The organism is Archaeoglobus sulfaticallidus PM70-1 (genome assembly GCF_000385565.1).
In the GTDB taxonomy this organism is placed as follows: domain Archaea; phylum Halobacteriota; class Archaeoglobi; order Archaeoglobales; family Archaeoglobaceae; genus Archaeoglobus_A; species Archaeoglobus_A sulfaticallidus.
In genome coordinates, this window is record NC_021169.1 from 955,806 (window position 1) to 977,038 (window position 21,233).

A 21,233-nucleotide genomic window follows, 5' to 3' on the forward strand; every position below is an offset into this window, starting at 1 on the left:
CACATGGGGCCAAACAGATTGGTTAAAAATTTTTGGTTAAAATTAGCCAAAGGTTTCGTAAAAAGTGACGGGCATTAAACTAAAAATACAGTGCTCTGGCCGGGAGTTGAACCCGGGTCGGGGAGTCCGCAGCCCCCCAGGATATCCGCTACCCCACCAGAGCATGTCCATCTCACTGAGGCCAATAAGCAATTAACCTGTTCTCTATAAAATACTACTGAGGATTAAAAAAGAGTTCGGTGAAACTCTATTATTTGCTTAGCTGACAAAAAAGATCTGAGAAAGATTGCTATTGATACAGCCATTTATAACCATCTACTTAAAACAGATCCACTTTGTTTATATCCCTCCAAAACGGAACTAGTGTCAGAATGGTAATGGCAGATATGAACACAACCTGTGTTGGTGCGCCCCCTCCGATACTGAGTAAATTTTTAAGAAAAATTAAGCCCACAACCAGAGCTAACACGCTAACAACAACAGAAATCGATTTTCTTGGATTTGTATCTGAAAAATTATAGAACAATGCTAAAATGCTTCCCAGCAAAAACATTTCTTTAAAAATCAACCCGGCCAGAGCTATACCAACAATAACATAATTCTTTTTTTCCCGGATTTCAGCCCTCAGATCGTTATCAAACCTCAAACCATAATCGAGAAACAGAATTGTAGATATTGCTACAGGTATAACGGTCATATTTACTGAGTATGCATAGATGTTGCTTATTTCAAGCTCATAGCTCAGTGCTATGCAGTACACAAAAAACAGAAGAACAAATAGATCCTTTCTCACGAATTTCGAGAGGTAAACTAACGGAGAGATCAGGGGCACCTTCAACCCATATATTACCCCAGTCAAAAATGCCAAAACCAGTGCGATCATTACAGAGCACCCCGTATAACCTCTATAAGATCTGAAGGCCCCAGATCCAGTGTTGGAACTATCCGGCTAAATCTCTTCACGATTTCATCCCTCTCTACATACCTTCTGTAAAGCCATAAAATTTTCTCTTTATCGAGTTTAGATTCATCGTAAAACAAAATCGGATTCGGTGTTATGAGCAGTATCTTATGTTTATCTCTCAATGCAACCAGAACCTTGGCAAGCTCCACTGTATGGGCTGTTATGTCTGAGATGAAAATAAGAAAACCTGTTGAGGTTATCGACCCAACAGCTTCAAACAATCCTGTTGATATGCTCTTTCTTCTCTTTATCACAGGAAGAACTTTCCTCAAAAACCTGCTACTTTCTTCTTTCAACCTAAAACTTATTTCAGGAACCTTTACCCCAATAATGTTGGAGTATACGGGAGTCAGGTTCAGGGACCTGATAGCCTTCTTTATTCGATCTGGAGATTTTGATGGCTCTATCTTGTGCTTCACCCCAAAATCATCATACACTATTAGACCAACCCTGTACCTCTTCAGCGCGCTTATAAGCTGGAGCGTCAGTGTTGTGGCGTAATCTATCTTCGCATTTCTCACACCCTTCCGCATCTCAAAACCGGCATCCAGTATGATGTAAATGTCTCCCTCAACCTCTTTAAGAAACTCCCTCACTATCAGTTCACCAAGCCTTGCTGTGGCTTTCCAGTCTATGTATTTCACATAATCTCCCGGCTGGTACTCCCTCAAAGAATCTATCTCCACGCTTTGCAGACCGATCAGAATACTTTTAAGAGATAATATCCCAGTATCAATTTCGACTTCTTCTTTTATTCTATCCAGAGATGGATAAACTTCCACCTCAAACTCTGATTCAGCAAAAAATTCCTGATAGTATAGCTCTCTAACATCTGATGCTATGATCTTTGGGCCTTTGATCGTATATGCTCCTTTCGCAGGTATGATCGAATATTCAACCTCTTTCTCCTCATTTTCTTTCAAGATGAGTGGAGATGGTAATTCAGCCTTGAATCCGAAAGGAAGTTCCTCGGAGATATGAACCTTTACCTTACCATCATGGTTCTTCAGCTTCAATCTTACCTTTACCCTGTGACCTTCCTGCAACCATTTTTTCATATCTCGCCATGCAACAACCTTTGGCGTGAACTGAGAGCGAATGTGCGAAAGATAGACCGCAATGGAGAAGGCAAGTATGGCAGAAAAAACATTTCTGAACAGGTATCCGTGGACGAACAGCAAGAAGATCAGTGTTATCAGAACATCCTCTCTTTTCATTTTGAGACCTCTACTTCCTCAAGGATCTCCTTAATCAGATCCTCAGCCTTTAATCCATCTATCTCGTATTCTGCCTTAATTAAGATTCGATGAGCCAGTATAGAGGTGGCCAATTCCTTAACATCATCTGGAACTACATAGTCTCTTCCTCGCAGGAAAGCGAGAGATTTCGAGGCAAAGAGCAGATGCTCGAGGGCTCTTGGACTCGCACCCAGCAAAACTCTGTCATCGGTTCTGGTTCTGAAAGAGATTTCATAGATGTAGCTTATCACTTCATCGCTAACTTTAATCCTGCCAGCTTCATCTATGAGCTTGAGAACGTCTTCCCTATCCACGATTCTTTGAATCTCACCAAAATCTCCAGATTCTTTCCTTTTTAGCAGAAGTATCTCCTCATCTTTATATGGATAACCCATCTGGATTTTCATCATGAACCTGTCAAGCTGAGCTTCTGGCAGCTTGTAAACACCTTCAGCCTCGATTGGGTTCATCGTTGCTATCAGCAAAAAGGGATCTGGCAGTTCGAAGGTTGTACCCTCTATTGTTACCTGTCTTTCTTGCATGGCCTCCAGCAAAGCAGACTGAGTTTTAGGTGTTGCACGGTTTATTTCATCTGCAAGAACAACATTGGCAAAGATCGGGCCCTTCTTGATTTTGAATTCAGAGGTTCTCTGATCGTAGTAAGCTCCTCCTACTATATCTGCGGGCATTAAATCGAGAGTTATCTGAACTCTCGAAAATTTTAGCCCAATGGCTTTCGCAAACGCTTTGGCAATTGTTGTTTTTGCCACACCAGGTATGCCTTCAAGCAGAACATGACCTCTGGATAAAAGGGCTACTGCTAAAAGCTCCAGCACATCTTCTTTACCAACGACAGCCTTTGTTATTTCATCCTTCAACTTTTTCATGAACTCTATACCTTTCATTTGCATCACCAAACCTTGAACCAGTTTTTATTTCATTCAGCATTTTTTCGAGAACCTTTCTATCAACCCAGTCAGGCAGGTCTTCAAATATGTTTTCTTCCATTTTCAGAATTCTGCTCAACAATCTGTTCAAAATTCCAACAACAGAGTTCAAAATTTTGCCAGCAATTCCACTCTCTATAAGTACTGCCAAAGCAAAAACTAAAAGAAATACATTAAAGGCTTTTCCTCTGTCGAGTTCCTTTTGCACATAAACAGTAGTGATTGAATATGGATTGAAGTCTGAATGATGTGCCTCATCAAAGTAAAACCTCTTCACACCAAGATAATCCACCAAGTTCTCTATGAACTTCCTGTTTTCATCAAACATATCGTTCATCAACACGCTCGGATCAGAGAGCAGGATTATTTTTCCGTTACCACGTTTAACTTCCGCCAAAATCGTATGGCTCTTACCCACAGAAACTTTGCTTGAGAAGGCTTTACCTTCTCCCCCAGTAACAGATGCCGGAATGTTGAGCACAACTCTATCTACACCAACAGCCAGTTCCCTATCGATTCTGATTATAACTGGAAACTCCGATCTTTTGCTGTAGAATATGTCCTCTAATGGCTGTGAAGAGAATCTGGCTTTAACGGCAAGTTTCTCAAGCAGACTGTTTGCCGTTCCAAAATCATCCGCAAGCAGTAGGACTCCACCATTTTCAAGGAACTTATCTATCTCCTCAGCTTCAAGCTGTGAAAAACCAACATCAGGTCCCACAATTATCAGGGCACCATCTGATTTGAGGTCTATCGTGTTGTATGAATACATGACCGGGATTACTTCACCTTTAGTCATGAGAAACCTGGCAAATTCCGAGCAACCATTCCATTTGGTATTGAACAAGCTGAATTCGGATGATGTTTTTATTACAGGGATGGCTGTTGGAAGAATGAGCAGAAGAATTCCCGCGAAAATTAGAAAAGCATAGATTACCCTCATCCTATCCCCTTATATCCTTCATCAATTCCTCTATATAGACAAAGTATTTCTCTCTTTCTTTTTCATCTGCACTCATCTTTCCGTAAATAACCTTCTCGTGGATACTGGTAACGAACCTCAGTTTGTCTATGAAGCTCTCGTTTCTAAGCTCTCTAACAACTTCTCTTGGAGTCAAGCTTTTTTTAAGCTTATATCTGTCGATTATGGTCTGAAAGAGCAGGTTGTATGCTTTGGCAATATCCTTCGGTATGACGATCTCAGTTTTCTCTTCATGTTTGATCTCGGCTGGCTCTGATTTACTCGTTTTAACAGTTTCAGTTTCTTGTTTATACTGTATTCTAAATATTTTACGGGCAATAATGCCAAAAATAACGAAAGCAACAACAATTAAAATTACTATCCCCATGCTTCCTATAAAATCTGCTTTAATAAAACTCGTTCGCTTTATTCCTGTTTTCTCCCAAACGAAATTGGCTAAGCCTGTCTCCTCTTTAACCAGTATCTCCGCAGAGTTAGACCATTCCTCCCTGTACATCGAGTCTCCCGGGAAATATACCGCAACTCTGTATTTTCCAGATTTCGGGAATCTGAGGGTGAAGTTGAAATCCTTAACTGCATTCAACGCTCCAGCTTCTGTAGAATTGACAAAGATCTGTAGCTGGATAGTCTCGTTAGCAGACACTTTCCCATAAAACAGCACACTCTCATTAACGCTGACCTCAGTCCTGTTTGCCTGAAGGGTTATTGAGACAGGAAATCTGGAGAAAAAGATGGATGTTCTAACCATGGTGCTCTGGTAAGTTTCATTTCCTGGATAAATTGCTGTAATGTCTACAAGTCCCTCTGAACTCCTTGTTACATTGAGACTGAATGCCTGAGTAAAGTTCAGAATCCTGCCATCGACATTTACAGTAATGTTATCAAAAACTGGCCTGTTGTAGTAATCTAACAGGTATCCATTAACAGCAACATTTTCCATCAAAAAGGCTGAAGTTCTGGATTGCAGAATTATGTATGTCGGTATTTTAGTTACATTAACTGCAACGATGTTCGATTTCACTATTTCTCCATTTTTAATCCCTTCAGCATAGATTATGTGCTTTCCGGTTTTATTGAATTCATAGACCATCTCAACATTACCACTTATCGAATAACGCTCATCACCAATATTCAAAAACAGGGGGGTTACATTTACAGCATACACATGTATTATTATGTTCTGGTAAATGAATGGATTCACATCAGATACTGATACAAATATTCCTTCTAACCCATGCTTAGATATTTCCTCCAATTCATACTTAGCGAGCAGGCTTTCATAGAACAGGATTAGATCATAAACATCAGCAAGAGTTGATTTTATCTCTGAGACATCGAATTTTAGCAAGCTTGAGCCATTATACAGCTCTATCTTCTCAATATCTCTCACTGAGCTGTTTATTTCACCAAAAGCAATTTTCATTCTCAGCAGAGAATCCCTGCATTTGAGATATGATGAATAGTTTCCCACCAACTCGATGTTATCCAAAAAAATTCTCTGGTTTTCTACAAGGGATTCTGTACCCTCAGATAACCTTACAAATGGCTTCAAAACGACAGAAACATTACTTCTTACACCCTTTGCCAGATATAGCCTGTTTTCTTCAACTATTAGATTGATTTTATCTGCAAGAGATTTTGACTCGTTGAGAGCCTTACGGTTCTCATCTAAAAACATGTTCAAACAGGAATTATAATCTTTGAGAATTTTCGTGAAGTAATTGTATATTCCTTCATCGCTATATTTTGACTCAGAATATATTTCATGCCTGATACCGTTTGCGGGGAATATTATAAATGTAATGAGTATTATTATCAAAATTTTCCGCATTGATTAACCTAAAGCAAATAGTATTTAAAGTTTTAACATTTTTATTAAATTCGATGAGGATCAAGTACATCGCAAGCATAGCTCTGATCGCACTTGGTTCAATTCTTGCACTGAAAGGTGCGATAGATGGTGACCAGAGTCTGATCAACGCGGGAATTGGTGGGATTTTTCTTGGCATAGTTGTGCTATCCTTCGCAACCTCAGAATACATAAAGTATGATGCCCTCGAAGCAGTTCTCACTCCTTACACTGAGCTTTGCAAAAAGCTCTTAAAAACCCTTGATTTAAAAAATAAAGCCGTGTACATTCCCCCTTATGATAATATGCCTGATGGGGGAGTTTTCATCCCGTTGCACGAGGATTTCGATATCGATCTGGCTAAGCTCGACGAGAATGTGATGTTCCTGACAGATGTTGGCAGAGAGAAAGAGATGGGCTTGCTGATTACTCCTCTTGGAAAAGAGCTGATGAAGATGTATGAGAGCTATTCTGAAATGGACTTCTCCGGAGCTGGAGTTGGTGTAGTTGAGGGTGCTCCAGTTCTGAAAGCGTTGGGCCTAGCCAGATCTATCACCATCGAGGAAGACAATGAGCGAATAAAGGTTTATTTGGAGGGGGTTGTTCTGGATACCTGCTCTAAAGACTGCGAGCAGATTGCCTGCCCTATATGCAGTTCGATTTTACTTGCTATTGCGAAGAGCCTGCAAGAACTCATTCAGGTTGAAAAGCTGGAAGTTAAGGAGAGATACATAGAGATATCAGCCAGAAAGATTGGAGGTATAGACAGATGGATGTAGACGACATCATAACTCTATTCCTTGCGATATGGGTGGTTATCCTTATTCTTGCAGTCAAAACAGTAGATGTTTTTATTACATTGCTTTTAATCGGGCTGCTTGTGGTTGCGGAAGTTGGTGGTAGCTTCATAAAGCCCGAGACCAAGGAGATGCTAAAGCCCTCGATATACTTCCTGCTTTTCCTCTTTATGATAATTGTTGCGAAAAAAGTGATTGAGGTTTTGAGTTGACCAGTTCGAGATTAAGGCTATATCTGGCTTTTATTTCCACACATTTGACTCATTAACAGATAGCCTTATCGGGCAATAGCTTGCTGATCAAAGGTATTTCCGTATCTCCTCTTCAACCTTCTTTAAATTGTCAATATTATCAAAATATATCTTTTTCAGACTCATCGACGATGGATTTATCAGCTTCAGTTTTATCACGAGGTTCTTCGAGTCCACATCGATGTCCTCAATATCTGTCAGCTTAGTTCGCTTTGTTGCCGAGTATATCGTTTGATCCTCGATGTAGTAATACCTCGGCTTTCTGAGCATCAGTATGGCAAAGAAAGCAACAGCCATTGTGAATGTTATTGAGGAAAACATCAGCCTTGAGAAGTCGTTCTGGAACCTTACAAAAGATAGCAGATTCCCGGCTATCAGCAGCACAACACAGACAGATAGCCAGAACCTCTTCATTTGAGGGTTTTTGAAAGGCTGATATGTCCATATCATCGTCTCACCATGCTTATGTGCCCTGCCTCCAGTCAGACAGGTACTTCTTCTGCGATTCGCTCAGTTCATCGATATCAACACCCATGGACTTCAGCTTAAGCCTTGCAACCATCCTGTCAAGTTCCTCTGGAAGCCTGTACACCTTATTTTCCAGCTTTTCATGATTCTCGACAATGTATCTCACGGCCAGAGCCTGATCGGAGAAGCTCATGTCCATCACTTCTATCGGATGCCCATCTCCAGAAACCAGATTAACCAGTCTGCCTTCGGCAAGCAGGTAGAGTCTCTTATCACCGAGATCATATTCAGTTACCCAATTTCTGACCTCTCTTTTGCTCTTACTCAACCTTTCAAGGCTCGGAATGTTGATCTCGACATTGAAATGTCCTGAGTTTGCAAGAATAGCCCCATCCTTCATCAGCTTGAAATGATCCTCAACTATTACATCCCTGTTACCAGTAGCGGTTATGAATATATCACCCACTTTGGCCGCATCCTCCATCTTCATGACCTCAAAACCATCCATCACAGCCTCCAGGGCCCTGATCTCATCAACTTCCGTGATTATTACTTTCGCTCCCAGTCCTTTCGCTCTCATCGCTATGCCTCTACCGCACCAGCCATAGCCAGCCACAACAACTTTTTTGCCAGCTATAAGCATGTTGGTTGCTCTGAGAACGCCATCCCATGTTGACTGTCCAGTCCCATATCTATTGTCAAACAGGTATTTCGTTAAAGCGTCATTCACATCTATAACCGGAAAACTCAGAATCCCTTCCCTCTCCATAGCCCTTATTCTTATAACTCCAGTAGTGGTTTCCTCGCTCGCTCCCAGAACTCTTTCAGCAAGATCATACCTCTCTCCATGCAGCAGAAAGATCAGGTCAGCTCCATCATCTATAATAACATCGGGCTTCGAGTCCAGAACCTTGTTAAGGGCTGAATAGTACTCCTCATCGCTCATTCCTCTCTTTGCGTAACACTCAATACCCATGTCCCTCAAAGCCGCTGACACATCATCCTGAGAACTCAGAGGATTGCACCCCGTTATTGCCACTTCTGCACCACCAGCGACCAAGGTTTTCACGAGCACGGCAGTCTTGGCCTCGACATGCAGGGCCATGCCAATTTTATAACCCTCGAGCGGTTTTTCCTTCGAGAAGATCTCTCTTATTTTTTCCATGACCTTCATGTGCCTTTCTGCCCACTCTATCTTTCCATAACCTGATTCAAGAAAATCCATCATTTCACTCCCAAATCATCCCAATTCATTCAGATGTCCCCTCAATACCAATTGCCTGCAGGAATCTCCTTTTTATAGCTTCCTTTATCAGCTTGCTCAGAATTTCCTTATCTCCAATCTCCCCGAATATTCCAAGAGGAATCTGACCTCCACCAGCGTGGGCATGTCCACCAGCACTACCCACATCACCAAAAGCCTTCCTCAGCACTTCTCCGATATTCATCCTGACATCAACATTTCTGGCCGAGAGATGAATAACATCTCTGACAACTCCGAACACGAGAACTGTGGAGATCCCCTCAAGCTTCAGCAGCAAATCTGCTGCCTGAGTTATTGCGTCTTTCTCACTTATGAACCCCGCAAAGCTTATCAACACTGGTGGATATATCTCTCTGTTCTTTATCGCAGTTCCCAGCACATCGAGCGTCTCATAGGATAATGCCGGGCCCTCCATTCTCTCAATCAAATCATGATCAACATATGGATACAGCATGGCTGCAGCGGAGAAGTCCTGGGTTCTCGCGTTCCTCTTGAACTCATGGGTTTCGCTTTTGATTCCAAAGAACAGTGCAGTTGCGAGCATTCTGCTGGGTACCATGTTCATCTCAACCATGTAGTTTGTCATTATGGTTGCTGTCGAGCCGACATCGTCCCTTATGTCAACAAAGTCAGCTTCAACATTCTCTGCGGGATGGTGGTCTATCACGATGTTCAGCTTCACATCCTTGGGTATGGAGTTATTAACTCCAACGGCTGATGAATCAACGAGTGCAAAGTTCTCGTAGGTATAAATATCAACATCCTTGGCATGTACAAGCTCTATTTCGAGCAGATTAACCATGGCCTTGTTTTCCTGATGAGATATCTCTCCGTAGTACAGTATATCTGCCTCAACACCCAGCTTTTTGGCTATCTCTTTGAGAGCCATGGCAGAAGATAAAGCATCCGGATCGGGGTTATCATGGGTGAATATTGCAAGCTTCGATCCCTTCATACTGTTCAAAACTTCCTTGAACTTCTTCAGCCTCCTGAGGGTCTCAATTCTATCAAGCGTTTCGATTGCGATTCTTGTCATTGCGTAGGATGGTGTTATAACTGCATCCGCCCCGAGCATTTCGAGTTCTTCCTTCTCCTTTCCAGTGCTGGCCCTCGCTATAATAAAAACAGATCTTGATACATTCCTGATCAGCTTTATGGCTCTCTTTACTACCTCAAAATCGGGTATGAGTATGAAAACAACGGATATCCTATCATAATCGAAAGAGAGCAGGAAATCTTCGTTAGAGGCGTCCCCAATCAGAGCATTGAAGTCCTGATCTTTCAGTACCTCAATCTTTTCCTGCGAGGAATCCACTGCGAGGGCTTTCTTACCCCTCCGCGCAAGCTCCTTCAGAACATTGAATCCAAGGCTGCCACATCCGATTACAAGATAATCAAAGTCACCATTCTCGGCTTTATTACCCTCTTTATCTACCAGAGTTTTGGATTCAGATTCAGATATTTCGGTCATTGTGGCAGGAAATTAAAAAGCAAGATATTTAAAATTATCTTGCTAAAGAGAAATATGGATGTCAGCGATTTGCAGAGAAAAATTGCAGAAAAATATTTAGAGGTTGATAAGAAGTCAGGTGAGCTCTTCTTACTGGCGGTTTTATTTGAAGAAGTAGGAGAACTGGCAGAAGCTGTGAGGAAAAATGATGTCGAGGCTATTGAAGAGGAATTATGTGATGTCATGTTCATGGTGCTATCGATAGCCAATTACTATGGACTAATGTTCGAAAGAAGGCTGTATGAGAAGTACATAGAAGATGATCCGAGTTCGAGATGGGATCTCAGGCAGTAGTTTCAGGCAGTAATTGGTTCGGGATTTAATTCATAATTGATTCAGGATCCAAAAACAACTTAATTTAGCTTAGGCTAGAAGGGACGAGATGCTGTAGCCAAGAATCATTGCGGTAAGCGGTGTGATAACCCAGCTGAGAAATATCTTTTTTAAGAATGGAGACCTGATCGTCTTCGTGCTTTTCAGAATTCCCACACCTGTCACACCACCGATTATGCAATATGTTGTGGATATCGGCATTCCAAGTGATGTAAACAGAAGAACGCTGATTCCAGCTCCCATCTGGGCTGAGAATCCGGAAAATGGATCTAAAGAAGTTATACCCTTTCCAACTGTCTCGACAACCCTGCTGCCGAGCAGATAGGCTCCGAGCCATAGCAGTGCAGTTCCAGCAATTCCCGCCTGAAGCGGTGTCAGCAATCCGTAGCAAACGATCGGGCCGAGTGCAGTAGCAAGCTCGTTGGCTCCGGTATTGTATGCTATCAGGCTCCCGCTGAGAAGAAGCAGATATCTAACCGCCCTTTCAACCTTTAACGGCGGCATTTTAGAAACCACCGACTCCATGATTCTGTATACGATCACAGAAGCGAAGAAAGCTGAGACGGGAGATATTACCCATGATTCAACAATCCTGATCAGCGTGTTGAAATCGACAGACACACCAAAAGCTAGGCCAGATCCAACAAGGCTGCTGACTATGGCCTGATGGCTGGAAACCGGAAGCTTCTTCCAGTTGGACAGAATTATTGCAATGCTGGAGATTATCAGCGAGATGCTGATGATGTGTATGTTCAGATCAACCAGTTCGCTACCGACAGTCCTCATAACTTTCTGTCCCTGAAGGACAATGCCAAGAAAGACGAGGAAGAATAGCAGATAGATAGCCCTTCTGAAGCTCAGGATACCGCAGCCTATGGATATACCATAGGAGTTGGAGGTATCGTTGGATCCAATACTGAACGCTATAAACGCCCCGGCGATAAACGGTATCAGCTCAAGGATATTACTGCCCCCTGCAATTCAGCTACCTCATACTCACATTCAGCACCTGAATGAGATCGGCGGAGTCCTCTATCTTGTCGCTTATAGATATCAGGCTATCGAGGAACTTCAGCAGAATGCTTCCCTCCCAGAACGACTTTATCTCGATATCAAACATCTTCTCGTGAATCTGACGCTTTAGACCATCTATTTCCTGCTCTTTTGCTCTAATCTTTATAGTCTTGTCAGAGAGGTCGGAATCCTGATAGAGCGAGTTAAAAGCTTCATACAGATAATCAACCATCTTGCAGTTTATCTCGGCAATTCTCAAGCAGAGATCCCTGATGGCTGGATGCAAACCATTCAAAAGGCTAAAATAAACAGAGGTGTCCTCGATGAGGTCAAGGCATTCATCCAGTAGCTCGGCAAGCCTGTACAGATTCCCCCTGACACCCGGAAGGAAGGCTCCCTCATATAATCCAAGGGCGATATCCCTTCGGATAATGTCACCGGTCCTTTCAAGCTCACATATCTCGTAATTGAGCGAGGCATCATCACTCTCAATTGCAAGCTTTAGAGTCTCAGAAGCCTCACTGAGCTTTTCTATATGTTCTTTAAAGAGGTTTATTATCTCTTCTTCCTTCTCCCCACCAACAAGGAACTTTTTTATATCTCTGAACATCGTACCACCTGGGTGTTTTCCGTTTATGACCACACTTTTTAGGCTTTTAGTGTATATTATGTATATTAAACTCTTCCTTTATCCTTAATTCTACCTGCATACAATTCCACTGCTCGATTTCAGTTAATGAAAAAACAAACTAATGAAAAATCCAGATGATATGGAAAATTCAGCAAGAAAGAAGGGTTAGAGTATAAAACTCAAAAACCTCTTCGTCCTCGGGTTCTTTGGATTTGTGAAGACCTCTTCAGGAGATCCTTCCTCCACGATCACCCCTCCATCCATGAATATAACCCTGTCACCGACCTCCCTCGCGAATCCCATCTCATGCGTTACCACTATCATCGTCATACCATCTGTTGCTAGCTGCTTCATGACATCCAGAACTTCCTTGACAAGCTCGGGATCCAGAGCTGATGTTACTTCATCGAACAGCATGATTTCAGGATTCATGGCCAAAGCCCTTGCTATCGCAACCCTCTGCTGCTGTCCACCGCTGAGCTGTGCAGGATACTTGTGCATGAAATCCTTCAAACCCACCTTCTCAAGCAGTCTTTTAGCCCTTTTCTCAACCTCTTTCTTATCTTCCTTTTTTATTTTAACAGGGGCAAGCATGACATTTTCTATTGCATTTAAGTGCGGGAACAGATTGAACTGCTGGAAGACCATACCAATTCTCTGCCTAACCTTGTTGATATCAACATTATCTCCTGTTATCTCAACACCGTCAAGCAGAATTCTTCCGGAAGTTGGTTCTTCAAGCCTGTTTATGCACCTCAAAAAAGTGGACTTGCCACTTCCGGAAGGGCCTATGATCACAACCACTTCTCCTTTCTTTACCTGAAGATCTATCCCTTTAAGAACTTCGTGGTCACCGAATTTCTTCGTGAGCTTCTCGATTTCGAGGATGTACTTCATCAACCCCTCTATTCCAAAGTGCTTTATGAATTTTTCTGAGGTTGTGCTCTAGAACCCTATCGTGAAATGCCATATGCACAGCTGCCCCGATTCCCATGAGTGGATTGAACATTAACCCGAATTGGGCCGGATTGGACATTAAAAGCTGTAAAATCAGAAGAAAACAGAAGTGCTAAATATCAGGAACGATATTTAGAGTTTATGGGAAAGATACTCGTCATAATCTCAAGCGGTAAAGAGGCGAAGGAGAAGGCCATGACCGGTGTGATGTTCGCAACAAATTCCATGAAGTTCGGGTGGGCAGATAGTGTTGAGATAATATTCATCGGGCCCTCTCAGGACCTCTTGGTTGAGGATGAAGAGTTCAGAAATTTTGTGATCTCGAATATTGGCGAGTACAAGCCACTCGTCTGCAAGTTTCTTGCTGATTCAAGGCAGCACCCAAAGGATAAGCTCGAATTCGCGAGGGTTGAGTATGTTGGAAGCATTATAAATCAGTTGATTGATGAAGGCTACACACCCCTTGTGTTCTGAGGTGAAAGTTTGTACTCTGCAGGGATCGATATCGGCTCCCTCGCAACCAAGGTCTGCATAGTCGATGAGAGAAAGAGAATACTTGCATATAGGATAAAAAAGACTTCTTCCAAGATAATGGAAAGCGGATTATCTGCTTTGGAGGAGTGCTTAAGCGAGACAGGGCTGAGAAAAGGCGATCTGGATGTTGTGGTGGCAACCGGGTATGGAAGAAACCTTGCAGTTTCATCTTTTGCAGACTTCAAGATCACCGAGATAACATGCCACGCCAGAGGAGCCAAAGAGCTGTTTCTAGATTGTAGAACGGTGATAGACATAGGTGGCCAGGATTCAAAGGCGATAAGCATTGACGAAAATGGAATGGTTGTGAACTTCACGATGAATGATAAGTGTGCAGCCGGAACCGGCAGGTTTCTGGAAGTCATGGCGAATGTTCTTGGACTGGACATAAACGAGATGGGAGAGCTATCGCTCAGATCTGAAAGAGAGGTGAATATAACAAGCACATGCACAGTTTTTGCTGAATCTGAGGTAATATCCCTGCTCTCACAGGGAGAAAACGAGATAGATATCCTTGCTGGAATAAACAGAGCAATAGCGAAGAGGGTTGCGAGTCTTGCAAGACATGTTGGCGTGGTGGATGATGTTGTCATGACTGGTGGTGTTGCCAAGAATGCTGGCGTTGTTAAAGCTTTGGAAGAAGAGCTATCTCATAAAATCCACATACCGGATGAGCCTCAGATAATCGGAGCTTATGGGGCTGGAGTGCTGGGATTGCAGAAGGCTGGCAAGAGGCGATAGAAGTGAGTGATGGTAGGAAGGATGAAAGAGAGGAGATAATAAAATCACTCGAGAAAACATCCATTTCAACTTACACACTAATGTCGTTCTTTGCAACCTTCATCGTTGCCTACTATATTTCCCACAGCTATGTTGCATCTTTCATCATATCCTCGCTTGTAGCCCTTGCAGTTCTGCAGTACTTCAGGAAGAGGGGTGTTTTAAAGGCTTAGCGTTGTTGAATCAATTATTTTGACATTCAGCACATCCCTCATATGCTTAATCGCATACTCGTAGTCGTAGTCTGTTAACGCCACAGTACAGTCCTTTAACAGCTTAACATCGTACCCTCTGGATACTGCATCACCCGCAGTATGCAGCACACAGATGTTCGTGAGCACCCCAGCCAGAATGATCTCATTACACCCAAGTTCTCTCAGGATCAGATCCAGATCTGTACCGAAAAATGCAGAATATCTCCTCTTCTTAACAAAATAGTCTTCATCGGAAGGATTAAGCTCGTCTATGATCTCAGCCCCAGCTGTATTCATGATACAGTGAGCAGGCCAGATTCTGAATTCCTTGTCATCCTTTCTGTGCCAGTCCTGCGTGAAGATTATTGACATGCTACCTCTCGCTTTTTCAAGAAAGCTCGCTAAGGGTTCGAAAATCTCCTTAATATGGTCTCCAGCATATAAAGCTCCATCAGGATAGCAGAAGTCCTTCTGCATATCAACGACAATGACAGCTTTCATGGTTGCAACTAAAACCTCATTCGATTTTATTCTTGCGATGTTTTAGCAAGGTATTTCTACATTTAGGCTTAATCTCTGCCATGTACTATCTGTATGAAATAACGGATTTTCTCGATGAGTACTTACAAATCAACAAATTTAGAGATCTAAGTTCCAACGGCCTCCAGATAGAGGGAAAAGGCAGTGTGGAGACCGTTGGTTTTACTGTGGATGCCTGCATGGAGAGCTTTTTAAAGGCCAAGGAGCTTGGAGTGGACTTGCTCATAGTCCATCATGGTCTTATATGGGGAGGACTTAAGTTTCTGAAAGGAATCGCAAGAAAGAGGATAAAGTTCCTCCTGGAGAACGAGATCTCACTCTATACTGCCCATCTACCGCTGGATGCTCATGATGAGGTCGGAAACAACATACAGATCATGAAGCTCCTGAGTGGCTCATCTGAAGGATTTTTTGCGGAACACGAAGGAATAAAAATTGGAGTTTTTGGAGAAATTGAGAAAATGGAAGTGAGTGAGCTTAAAAAGAGAGTCGATTCCGTGCTGAATACAACATCTAGGGTGCTAAACTTCGGCAGAAATGAGATAGAAAAAATTTCGATCATCTCTGGAAGCGGGAGCTTCGCAATTGAGGAGGCATCTCAGATTTCCGACTGTCTGATTACCGGAGAATACAGGCACGAAGCATATCATGTTGCCAAGGAGCTTGAGTTCAATGTGATTTTTGCCGGACATTACGAAACAGAAACTGTTGGGCTTAAAGCCCTCATGGAAAAGCTGAATGAGAGGTTTGATGTTCGCACCATCTTCATAGATGTTCCCACAAACTTTTAAACCATTACACAAATTTTGAAATATGAAAGTGAAGGAAGCTCCAAAAACATCAACGAGCATAATAGTTAGATCCTCAACATCAGCAAGAATAACGCAGTCCAAAAATCCGTTCCTCGAGCTTATGAGGAGAATATTCAGGAAGGAAGAGGTTGCTATGAAGGCTATAAAGTTCATAAACCTTATAGATGAGAGGCAGAAGGCCGGAAGGCCGTTGAGGGTTGATGAGTGGGAAAAGATCATGAATGAACTGGAGATGGTCAGATCTTCATTCTACTCGATGAGGAACAAGCTGCTTGGAGCGGGCATGATAGCGATTAAAGATGGAGAATACAGATTGAGCGGTTTGTTCAGCAGAGATCTCGTGGATATGGCGAGGTGGTGGTGGACGGTGGTGCTTGGATACGATGCAGAATCGCTTTAGTCTTCTTTGCTCAGTTCATCCACCACCTCTGATATGGCCGAATCGATCTTATTGAAGAGCTCCAAAAGCTCCTCTCCACGCTCAGTGAGGACAGTCCCTCCTCCTCTGGAGCCTCCTCTATCCCTTATAACGACCTTCTCACCCAGATTTCTTTCCATCTTTTCTATATAGTCCCACACATACCGATACGACATCCCAAGCTTTTTAGAAGCAGACATTATCGATCCTTCCGACTTTATCGCGGACAGAATTTCTGCTCCACCTCTACCAAGGACATGCTTTCCATCCTTTTCGATCCATACCTTGAACTTTATCTCGTACAACAAAACCACCATTAGTAAATTAGATGGATGATAAAAAATATTTTTGAGTCGGGTGCTGAATTGTTCTAGGTGATAAAGGAGTTGAGTGAGACCAAAATAAGCACAACTATTATCAGTTATTCAGCCAATTGAAATAAAAAATAATTTGTGGGGATGGTAAAACTCGTTTTGATCGTTTTTGGAGTAATTGCAATTCTATTAACACTATCTGCCATCATCGGTGAATTTCAGTCCTCGCTCTTTTGCTGAATGAAGTTAAGTAGATTTCCAGAAAGACCTATGCAAAACCCGTTCAGAAATTACCTAAAACTACACCAAAATATAGAGGTAGATAATAAAGGCAAGCTGAAGCACTCTGAAAAGAAACTTTAATTTACCCCCTATCAGAACAAGTAGTGTGATAGATAACAATGAAAAACTCGAAAAATTCGATGGAAAGAAATATGTTGGGATAATAAGCCTGGTGTTCATAATAGCAATCTTCTTCGGTTATGTATCATCATCTCTTCAGCCCGACCAGTCTGAGAAATTCATTGAGAGTGTTTTCGAGAGCTTAAGCTTCATAGACTTCAACAACCCGCTCGAGGTTTTTATGATAATCTTCCTGAACAACTCGAGCAAAGCATTCATCGCTATGGTTGCTGGCTTTTTCTTCGGAATCTTTCCGGTATCGTTCGTTTTCCTGAATGGGTACATAATTGGGGTCATAATCTATGTGAAAGGCTCCGAACTCGGAATATTAAGGGTTGCGGTCTCCCTTCTCCCTCATGGGATACTCGAGATACCAGCAGTGATCATAGCCTCTGCATACGGGCTGTACCTCGGAAAGCTGTTTTATCTGAGAGTTTTCAGATCACGGAGCATAGACATGAAGCTCGCAATGAAAGAATTCATTAAGAAGTTCATAACAGTCATAATCCCAATTCTGCTCATTGCAGCCCTGATCGAGACCTTTGTGACTCCCTACCTTATCTACAGGTTCTCATAACCTTGTCACATATCCAGCGATCCTTTCTGCTGAAGCTCCTTGTAGTATCTGTTCACAAGATACCTGACTACTTCGGCATTTGAGTTGAGTCCAAGCTCTTCCTTTATCTTCATGAACTTCTCCTCAAACTTTCTGTCCACTTTAATTCTTATGTTGAGAACATTATCATTACTACTTCTGCCATTCGTCATGCTACTATGTGGTCAAGCTTAATAATATTTTAAGTAACTTTCGTTTTTTGTTATCTGTTAGCGTAATTTAATATTTTTTAGTGATTATCTCATAGCATGTAATGGTAGACACTACCGCATCTACAAGCATGAATCCACGCAAACTTGAAATACCTTAATCTAAACTCCTATTATGGATCTCAGAAGTGCGATCAGCATTCTTGGCAACGAGATAACAGATTTCGATGAAAACATTGGCCATGAAGATCTTTTCAAATTCATAAAGGAAAACAGGCTGTGGCAGAAACCTTTTACGGTCAACTTGGATGGAAAGAAACTTGCACAGAACTTTATCGCCTCAAGGGAACACCTATGCAAATATCTTGGGATAAGAAGAGAGAACCTTGCTGAGTTTTTGTCTAAAATTGACTACAATGGTGATATCGAAATTGTAGAGGACAACCCACTTAAAAAAACGAACTGGACACTAAAAGATCTGCCAATCCCCAAGTACTTCGAACGAGACGGTGGACGGTATATAACCGCTGGAGTGGTCATAGCAACAAGGGACGAGGATGATGTAAACGCATACAATGCATGCATCCACAGGCTGATGGTTAAATCAGAAGGAGAACTTGTGGCGAGGCTTGTTCCGCCTAGACACACATATTTGATGTGGAAGGATGCTGTAGAGAGGAGTGAGGATCTTAAAATCCTTATCGCCGTTGGATGTCACCCACTGTTCCTTTTCGCAGCAAGCACCAGAGTACCAGCAGGAAAGGAGTTCGGTTATGCCTCTAAGCTGATGAACGGGCTGAAACTATACCGAATTGACGGACTGCTGACACCCATGGCGGAGATCGTTATCTCAGCGAGAATTACCGGAAGAAAAGCTGAAGAGGGACCATTTGTGGATATTACAGGAACATACGATAAGATAAGGATGGAGCCAGTAATAGAGATCGATAGGATTTTTGCGAGAGAGAATCCCATATTCTACTCCATATTGCCCGGAGGTTACGAACATCAGGTTCTGATGGGTATCCCATATGAACCTGTGATTTTCAAGGCAGTATCGAATGTTTGCAGAGTGAAAAATGTCATTCTGACTGCTGGGAGCAGGCACTACTTCCACGCGATAGTTCAGATCGAGAAGGTGACTGAGGGAGATGGTAAGAACGCCATCATTTCAGCCCTTTCAGCCCATCCGAGCATAAAAGGTGTCACTGTTGTGGATGAAGACATAGACATCTACAGCCACGAAGATATTGAATATGCCATAGCTACGAGGTTTCAGGCTGATAGAGACTTTGTCCTGATAAGAGGGGTCAGGGGTAGCTCTCTCGATCCGTCCTCAAAAGAAGATGGTACCACAGCTAAATGGGGCATTGATGCTACAAAATACCTGAGCAGAAAGGACGAGTTTGAAAGGGTTTTCTGATCTCAAATTTACAGCACTGATTTTTCCTTTTCATCAATTAGCCAGTTAATCTTGATCTTTATGCCGATCTTCCGGAATGGTTAAGAAATCGCAGAATAGTTACTTCTTGAGTTTTTTTAGTTTTTCTTCCATAAGCTTCTTTGAATTCTCCAAAATCTCGCCGTAATCCACAATTCCAGCCCCTCTGACGACCCGGATAGCTCTCTCGGTGTCTATGAAATCAGATGGTGAGTGTGAGTCTGTGTTGACAACAAGCCTACAGCCAAACTCCTCGGCCTTTTTCGCAACATAGCCGTTGGTCAGGCAGTGTCCCTTTCTGGAGGTTATTTCCAAGTATATTCCATTCTCCCTCGCGAGCTCAAGGCATTTTTCGTCGATGAAACCCGGATGGGCGAGTATGTCGATCTCCTCGCACAAGGCGTGATAGTTTGTTCCCTCCTTAACAGGCTCGGCCACAGTCTCACCATGAACGACAACTATCTCTGCCCCCTCCCTCCACGCCATTTCAACAGCCTTTCCAATCAGCCTTGGAGGAACATGCGTTACCTCAACACCAAAAAGGATGTCGAGTTCGTAATCATCCCTGTAGTCCTTCATCTGATCAAGCTTTTTCATCAAGTCTTTAATGTTTGAGAAGTCAGCGTGATCTGTAACGGCCATACCCTCATTACCGATTTCAGCCATTCTCCTTGCGATCTCTGATGGTACAAGTTCTCCGTCGCTGAAAATTGAATGCACATGTAAATCGATCATACAAAAATGTTTAAATAGAGAGGTGAAAAAATTTTCCCTGTGGCTGGATTCAAAAGACTCGTACTGGATGTTTTAAAGCCCCATGAGCCGAGTACACTGATACTTGCGAAAAAACTCAGCGAGCTTGAAAACATAGATGGTGTTAACATAAGTCTTTACGAAATCGATCAGAATACGGAGAATGTCAAGATAACCATCGTTGGAGACGATATGAGCTTTGAAGACATCAAGATGGTGATTGAGGAGCTGGGTGCTGTCATCCACAGCATAGATGAAATTGTTGCCGGGAAAAAGCTGATAGAGACCGTGAAAACCGAACAGGATAGATGACGTTCCAATCAGCCTAGGATCTTGATGAAGTAGATGTAGCCACCTTCAGCACTTTCTTTTTTAAAGCCGAGCTTCTGGTAGAGCTTTATTGCGTTCCTGTTCGTTCTCTCAGTAACAGCTTTCAGCTTTCTTATTCCCAAGCTCTTAAGAAACTTCTCAACAGTTTTTACCATCTTCCCACCTATCAACTTTCCCTCATAGTCCTGATGCATGAATATCACGAACTCAGCCGAATCGTCTTTAGGCACAACCGCGATGTGCCCAATAACTCTATCACCATGCTTGGCTATGAACATGTGGCCGTTGTTATGCAGAAAGTCAATCCAGGATTCTATCATTTCACGCTTGATTGGTGGCAGTCCACAGCATCTTTTTTCCCTGCTGAAGGTTTCGTACATCTGAATGAGCTTTTCTCGCTCAATCTCATGATAGGATGTTATGAAAATTATATCTCCATCTTCATCAGTGAAGAACTCCGAATATTCGATCACGGTATTTTTTAAGCTAAAATAATTAAAAAAATTTCTGAAAAGCTTTTAAAAATCGAATTCGGAAATTGGGCATGTACTATGAAGTGTGGGTCGATCTGATCAAAAAGGACAGTGTTCTCAAAAAGTTACAAGAGATCTGTGATGAGGTGCATGGGGTCTTTTATGATTACCACTTTATCGTTAGGGTTTCTGATGAAGATGTGCTAAAAATCGATGGAGTTAAGAGATACAGAAGACACTACGACTGCTAATCTAGGATGATTTAGGGATAT

At 42.4% G+C, this 21,233-nt stretch carries 28 protein-coding genes and 1 tRNA gene; 12 read left to right on the top strand and 17 right to left on the bottom strand.

The genetic code is table 11. The features are described 5' to 3' along the window. Positions 1-91: 91 nt before the first annotated feature. The 6 genes from ASULF_RS05145 to ASULF_RS05170 form a co-directional block, all read right to left on the bottom strand. Positions 92-163, bottom strand: a tRNA-Arg gene (locus tag ASULF_RS05145). Positions 164-319: 156 nt separating this feature from the next. Further along, positions 320-883: a hypothetical protein gene (locus ASULF_RS05150; protein ID WP_015590638.1), complete on the bottom strand. Its 564-nt coding sequence runs from the start codon at positions 881-883 to the stop codon at positions 320-322. Continuing rightward, positions 883-2,181, bottom strand: coding sequence for a DUF58 domain-containing protein (locus tag ASULF_RS05155; protein ID WP_015590639.1), 1,299 nt, complete (start codon positions 2,179-2,181; stop codon positions 883-885). Before ASULF_RS05155 ends, ASULF_RS05150 begins: the two co-directional genes overlap by 1 nt. Continuing rightward, the gene (locus ASULF_RS05160; protein WP_015590640.1) at positions 2,178-3,107 is read right to left on the bottom strand and encodes an AAA family ATPase; all 930 of its coding nucleotides are present in this window, start codon (positions 3,105-3,107) and stop codon (positions 2,178-2,180) included. Before ASULF_RS05160 ends, ASULF_RS05155 begins: the two co-directional genes overlap by 4 nt. Beyond that, entirely contained in the window at positions 3,070-4,092 is a 1,023-nt protein-coding gene (locus tag ASULF_RS05165) for a DUF4350 domain-containing protein (protein ID WP_015590641.1), read from the bottom strand. The genes ASULF_RS05160 and ASULF_RS05165 overlap by 38 nt, the downstream gene beginning before the upstream one ends. Position 4,093: 1 nt before the next feature. Then, positions 4,094-5,962 (bottom strand): hypothetical protein, encoded by a 1,869-nt coding sequence (locus ASULF_RS05170; protein ID WP_015590642.1) that lies wholly within the window; start codon positions 5,960-5,962, stop codon positions 4,094-4,096. A 53-nt stretch (positions 5,963-6,015) separates the two neighbouring features. Here ASULF_RS05170 and ASULF_RS05175 point away from each other — a divergent pair, with 53 nt between their 5' ends. Continuing rightward, a complete protein-coding gene (locus ASULF_RS05175) occupies positions 6,016-6,759 on the top strand; it encodes a hypothetical protein (protein ID WP_015590643.1) in 744 nt (247 codons plus the stop codon). After that, positions 6,750-6,989 (top strand): hypothetical protein, encoded by a 240-nt coding sequence (locus ASULF_RS05180; protein ID WP_015590644.1) that lies wholly within the window; start codon positions 6,750-6,752, stop codon positions 6,987-6,989. The genes ASULF_RS05175 and ASULF_RS05180 overlap by 10 nt, the downstream gene beginning before the upstream one ends. A gap of 87 nt (positions 6,990-7,076) precedes the next feature. Here ASULF_RS05180 and ASULF_RS05185 read toward each other — a convergent pair whose 3' ends face one another. Genes ASULF_RS05185 through ASULF_RS05195 form a run of 3 tightly spaced genes read right to left on the bottom strand, consistent with a single transcriptional unit; the run spans position 7,077 to position 10,231 of the window. Next, the gene (locus ASULF_RS05185) at positions 7,077-7,478 is read right to left on the bottom strand and encodes a hypothetical protein (RefSeq protein WP_015590645.1); all 402 of its coding nucleotides are present in this window, start codon (positions 7,476-7,478) and stop codon (positions 7,077-7,079) included. 13 nt (positions 7,479-7,491) lie between these two features. Beyond that, the gene (locus tag ASULF_RS05190; RefSeq protein WP_015590646.1) at positions 7,492-8,721 is read right to left on the bottom strand and encodes an adenosylhomocysteinase; all 1,230 of its coding nucleotides are present in this window, start codon (positions 8,719-8,721) and stop codon (positions 7,492-7,494) included. Positions 8,722-8,746: 25 nt separating this feature from the next. Further along, positions 8,747-10,231 (bottom strand): DHH family phosphoesterase, encoded by a 1,485-nt coding sequence (locus tag ASULF_RS05195; protein WP_015590647.1) that lies wholly within the window; start codon positions 10,229-10,231, stop codon positions 8,747-8,749. A gap of 54 nt (positions 10,232-10,285) precedes the next feature. On the opposite strand from ASULF_RS05195, the gene ASULF_RS05200 reads away from it, so the two are divergent. Beyond that, positions 10,286-10,564: a MazG nucleotide pyrophosphohydrolase domain-containing protein gene (locus ASULF_RS05200; RefSeq protein WP_015590648.1), complete on the top strand. Its 279-nt coding sequence runs from the start codon at positions 10,286-10,288 to the stop codon at positions 10,562-10,564. A 69-nt stretch (positions 10,565-10,633) separates the two neighbouring features. Here the strand turns inward: ASULF_RS05200 and ASULF_RS05205 are convergent, their stop codons facing one another. The 3 genes from ASULF_RS05205 to ASULF_RS05215 all read right to left on the bottom strand — a co-directional run bounded on the left by ASULF_RS05205 (position 10,634) and on the right by ASULF_RS05215 (position 13,145). Then, positions 10,634-11,584, bottom strand: a complete 951-nt coding sequence (locus ASULF_RS05205) for an inorganic phosphate transporter (RefSeq protein ID WP_330217183.1) — start codon at positions 11,582-11,584, stop codon at positions 10,634-10,636. Positions 11,585-11,588: 4 nt separating this feature from the next. Further along, positions 11,589-12,227 (bottom strand): TIGR00153 family protein, encoded by a 639-nt coding sequence (locus ASULF_RS05210; RefSeq protein ID WP_015590650.1) that lies wholly within the window; start codon positions 12,225-12,227, stop codon positions 11,589-11,591. A 186-nt stretch (positions 12,228-12,413) separates the two neighbouring features. Then, complete coding sequence (locus ASULF_RS05215) at positions 12,414-13,145, bottom strand: amino acid ABC transporter ATP-binding protein (RefSeq protein WP_015590651.1); 732 nt, start codon at positions 13,143-13,145, stop codon at positions 12,414-12,416. A gap of 201 nt (positions 13,146-13,346) precedes the next feature. Between ASULF_RS05215 and ASULF_RS05220 the strand changes: the two genes are divergently transcribed. From ASULF_RS05220 to ASULF_RS05230, 3 genes are read left to right on the top strand one after another with little or no spacing between them, the layout of a single operon-like run. Next, positions 13,347-13,679 (top strand): hypothetical protein, encoded by a 333-nt coding sequence (locus tag ASULF_RS05220; RefSeq protein ID WP_015590652.1) that lies wholly within the window; start codon positions 13,347-13,349, stop codon positions 13,677-13,679. Positions 13,680-13,688: 9 nt separating this feature from the next. Beyond that, positions 13,689-14,480, top strand: coding sequence for an acyl-CoA dehydratase activase (locus tag ASULF_RS05225; protein ID WP_015590653.1), 792 nt, complete (start codon positions 13,689-13,691; stop codon positions 14,478-14,480). A gap of 2 nt (positions 14,481-14,482) precedes the next feature. After that, the gene (locus tag ASULF_RS05230) at positions 14,483-14,692 is read left to right on the top strand and encodes a hypothetical protein (RefSeq protein ID WP_015590654.1); all 210 of its coding nucleotides are present in this window, start codon (positions 14,483-14,485) and stop codon (positions 14,690-14,692) included. Here the strand turns inward: ASULF_RS05230 and ASULF_RS05235 are convergent. Beyond that, complete coding sequence (locus ASULF_RS05235) at positions 14,681-15,214, bottom strand: cysteine hydrolase family protein (protein WP_015590655.1); 534 nt, start codon at positions 15,212-15,214, stop codon at positions 14,681-14,683. The genes ASULF_RS05230 and ASULF_RS05235 overlap by 12 nt on opposite strands. An 80-nt stretch (positions 15,215-15,294) precedes the next feature. On the opposite strand from ASULF_RS05235, the gene ASULF_RS05240 reads away from it, so the two are divergent. Together ASULF_RS05240 and ASULF_RS05245 are read left to right on the top strand one after the other, a co-directional pair. Next, complete coding sequence (locus ASULF_RS05240; RefSeq protein WP_015590656.1) at positions 15,295-16,044, top strand: Nif3-like dinuclear metal center hexameric protein; 750 nt, start codon at positions 15,295-15,297, stop codon at positions 16,042-16,044. Positions 16,045-16,066: 22 nt separating this feature from the next. Further along, complete coding sequence (locus tag ASULF_RS05245; RefSeq protein WP_015590657.1) at positions 16,067-16,465, top strand: hypothetical protein; 399 nt, start codon at positions 16,067-16,069, stop codon at positions 16,463-16,465. Here ASULF_RS05245 and ASULF_RS05250 read toward each other — a convergent pair. Beyond that, entirely contained in the window at positions 16,462-16,800 is a 339-nt protein-coding gene (locus tag ASULF_RS05250) for a winged helix-turn-helix domain-containing protein (protein ID WP_015590658.1), read from the bottom strand. The two genes, ASULF_RS05245 and ASULF_RS05250, sit on opposite strands and share 4 nt — an antisense overlap. Positions 16,801-17,185: 385 nt before the next feature. Here ASULF_RS05250 and ASULF_RS05255 point away from each other — a divergent pair, with 385 nt between their 5' ends. Beyond that, positions 17,186-17,776, top strand: a complete 591-nt coding sequence (locus ASULF_RS05255) for a stage II sporulation protein M (RefSeq protein WP_015590659.1) — start codon at positions 17,186-17,188, stop codon at positions 17,774-17,776. Between the two features lie 5 nt (positions 17,777-17,781). On the opposite strand, the gene ASULF_RS05260 is transcribed toward ASULF_RS05255, so the two are convergent. After that, complete coding sequence (locus ASULF_RS05260) at positions 17,782-17,967, bottom strand: hypothetical protein (RefSeq protein WP_015590660.1); 186 nt, start codon at positions 17,965-17,967, stop codon at positions 17,782-17,784. 172 nt (positions 17,968-18,139) lie between these two features. Between ASULF_RS05260 and ASULF_RS05265 the strand changes: the two genes are divergently transcribed. After that, positions 18,140-19,387, top strand: coding sequence for a UbiD family decarboxylase (locus tag ASULF_RS05265; RefSeq protein ID WP_015590661.1), 1,248 nt, complete (start codon positions 18,140-18,142; stop codon positions 19,385-19,387). A gap of 99 nt (positions 19,388-19,486) precedes the next feature. On the opposite strand, the gene ASULF_RS05270 is transcribed toward ASULF_RS05265, so the two are convergent. Next, positions 19,487-20,140 carry a histidinol phosphate phosphatase domain-containing protein gene (locus ASULF_RS05270; protein ID WP_015590662.1) on the bottom strand — a complete coding sequence of 218 codons (654 nt, stop codon included), beginning with the start codon at positions 20,138-20,140 and terminating at the stop codon, positions 19,487-19,489. 39 nt (positions 20,141-20,179) lie between these two features. Between ASULF_RS05270 and ASULF_RS05275 the strand changes: the two genes are divergently transcribed. Continuing rightward, entirely contained in the window at positions 20,180-20,470 is a 291-nt protein-coding gene (locus ASULF_RS05275; protein WP_015590663.1) for a DUF211 domain-containing protein, read from the top strand. A gap of 8 nt (positions 20,471-20,478) precedes the next feature. On the opposite strand, the gene ASULF_RS05280 is transcribed toward ASULF_RS05275, so the two are convergent. Next, positions 20,479-20,961, bottom strand: a complete 483-nt coding sequence (locus tag ASULF_RS05280; RefSeq protein WP_015590664.1) for a GNAT family N-acetyltransferase — start codon at positions 20,959-20,961, stop codon at positions 20,479-20,481. Positions 20,962-21,032: 71 nt separating this feature from the next. Here ASULF_RS05280 and ASULF_RS05285 point away from each other — a divergent pair, with 71 nt between their 5' ends. After that, a complete protein-coding gene (locus tag ASULF_RS05285) occupies positions 21,033-21,212 on the top strand; it encodes a hypothetical protein (RefSeq protein ID WP_015590665.1) in 180 nt (59 codons plus the stop codon). Positions 21,213-21,233: the final 21 nt, after the last annotated feature.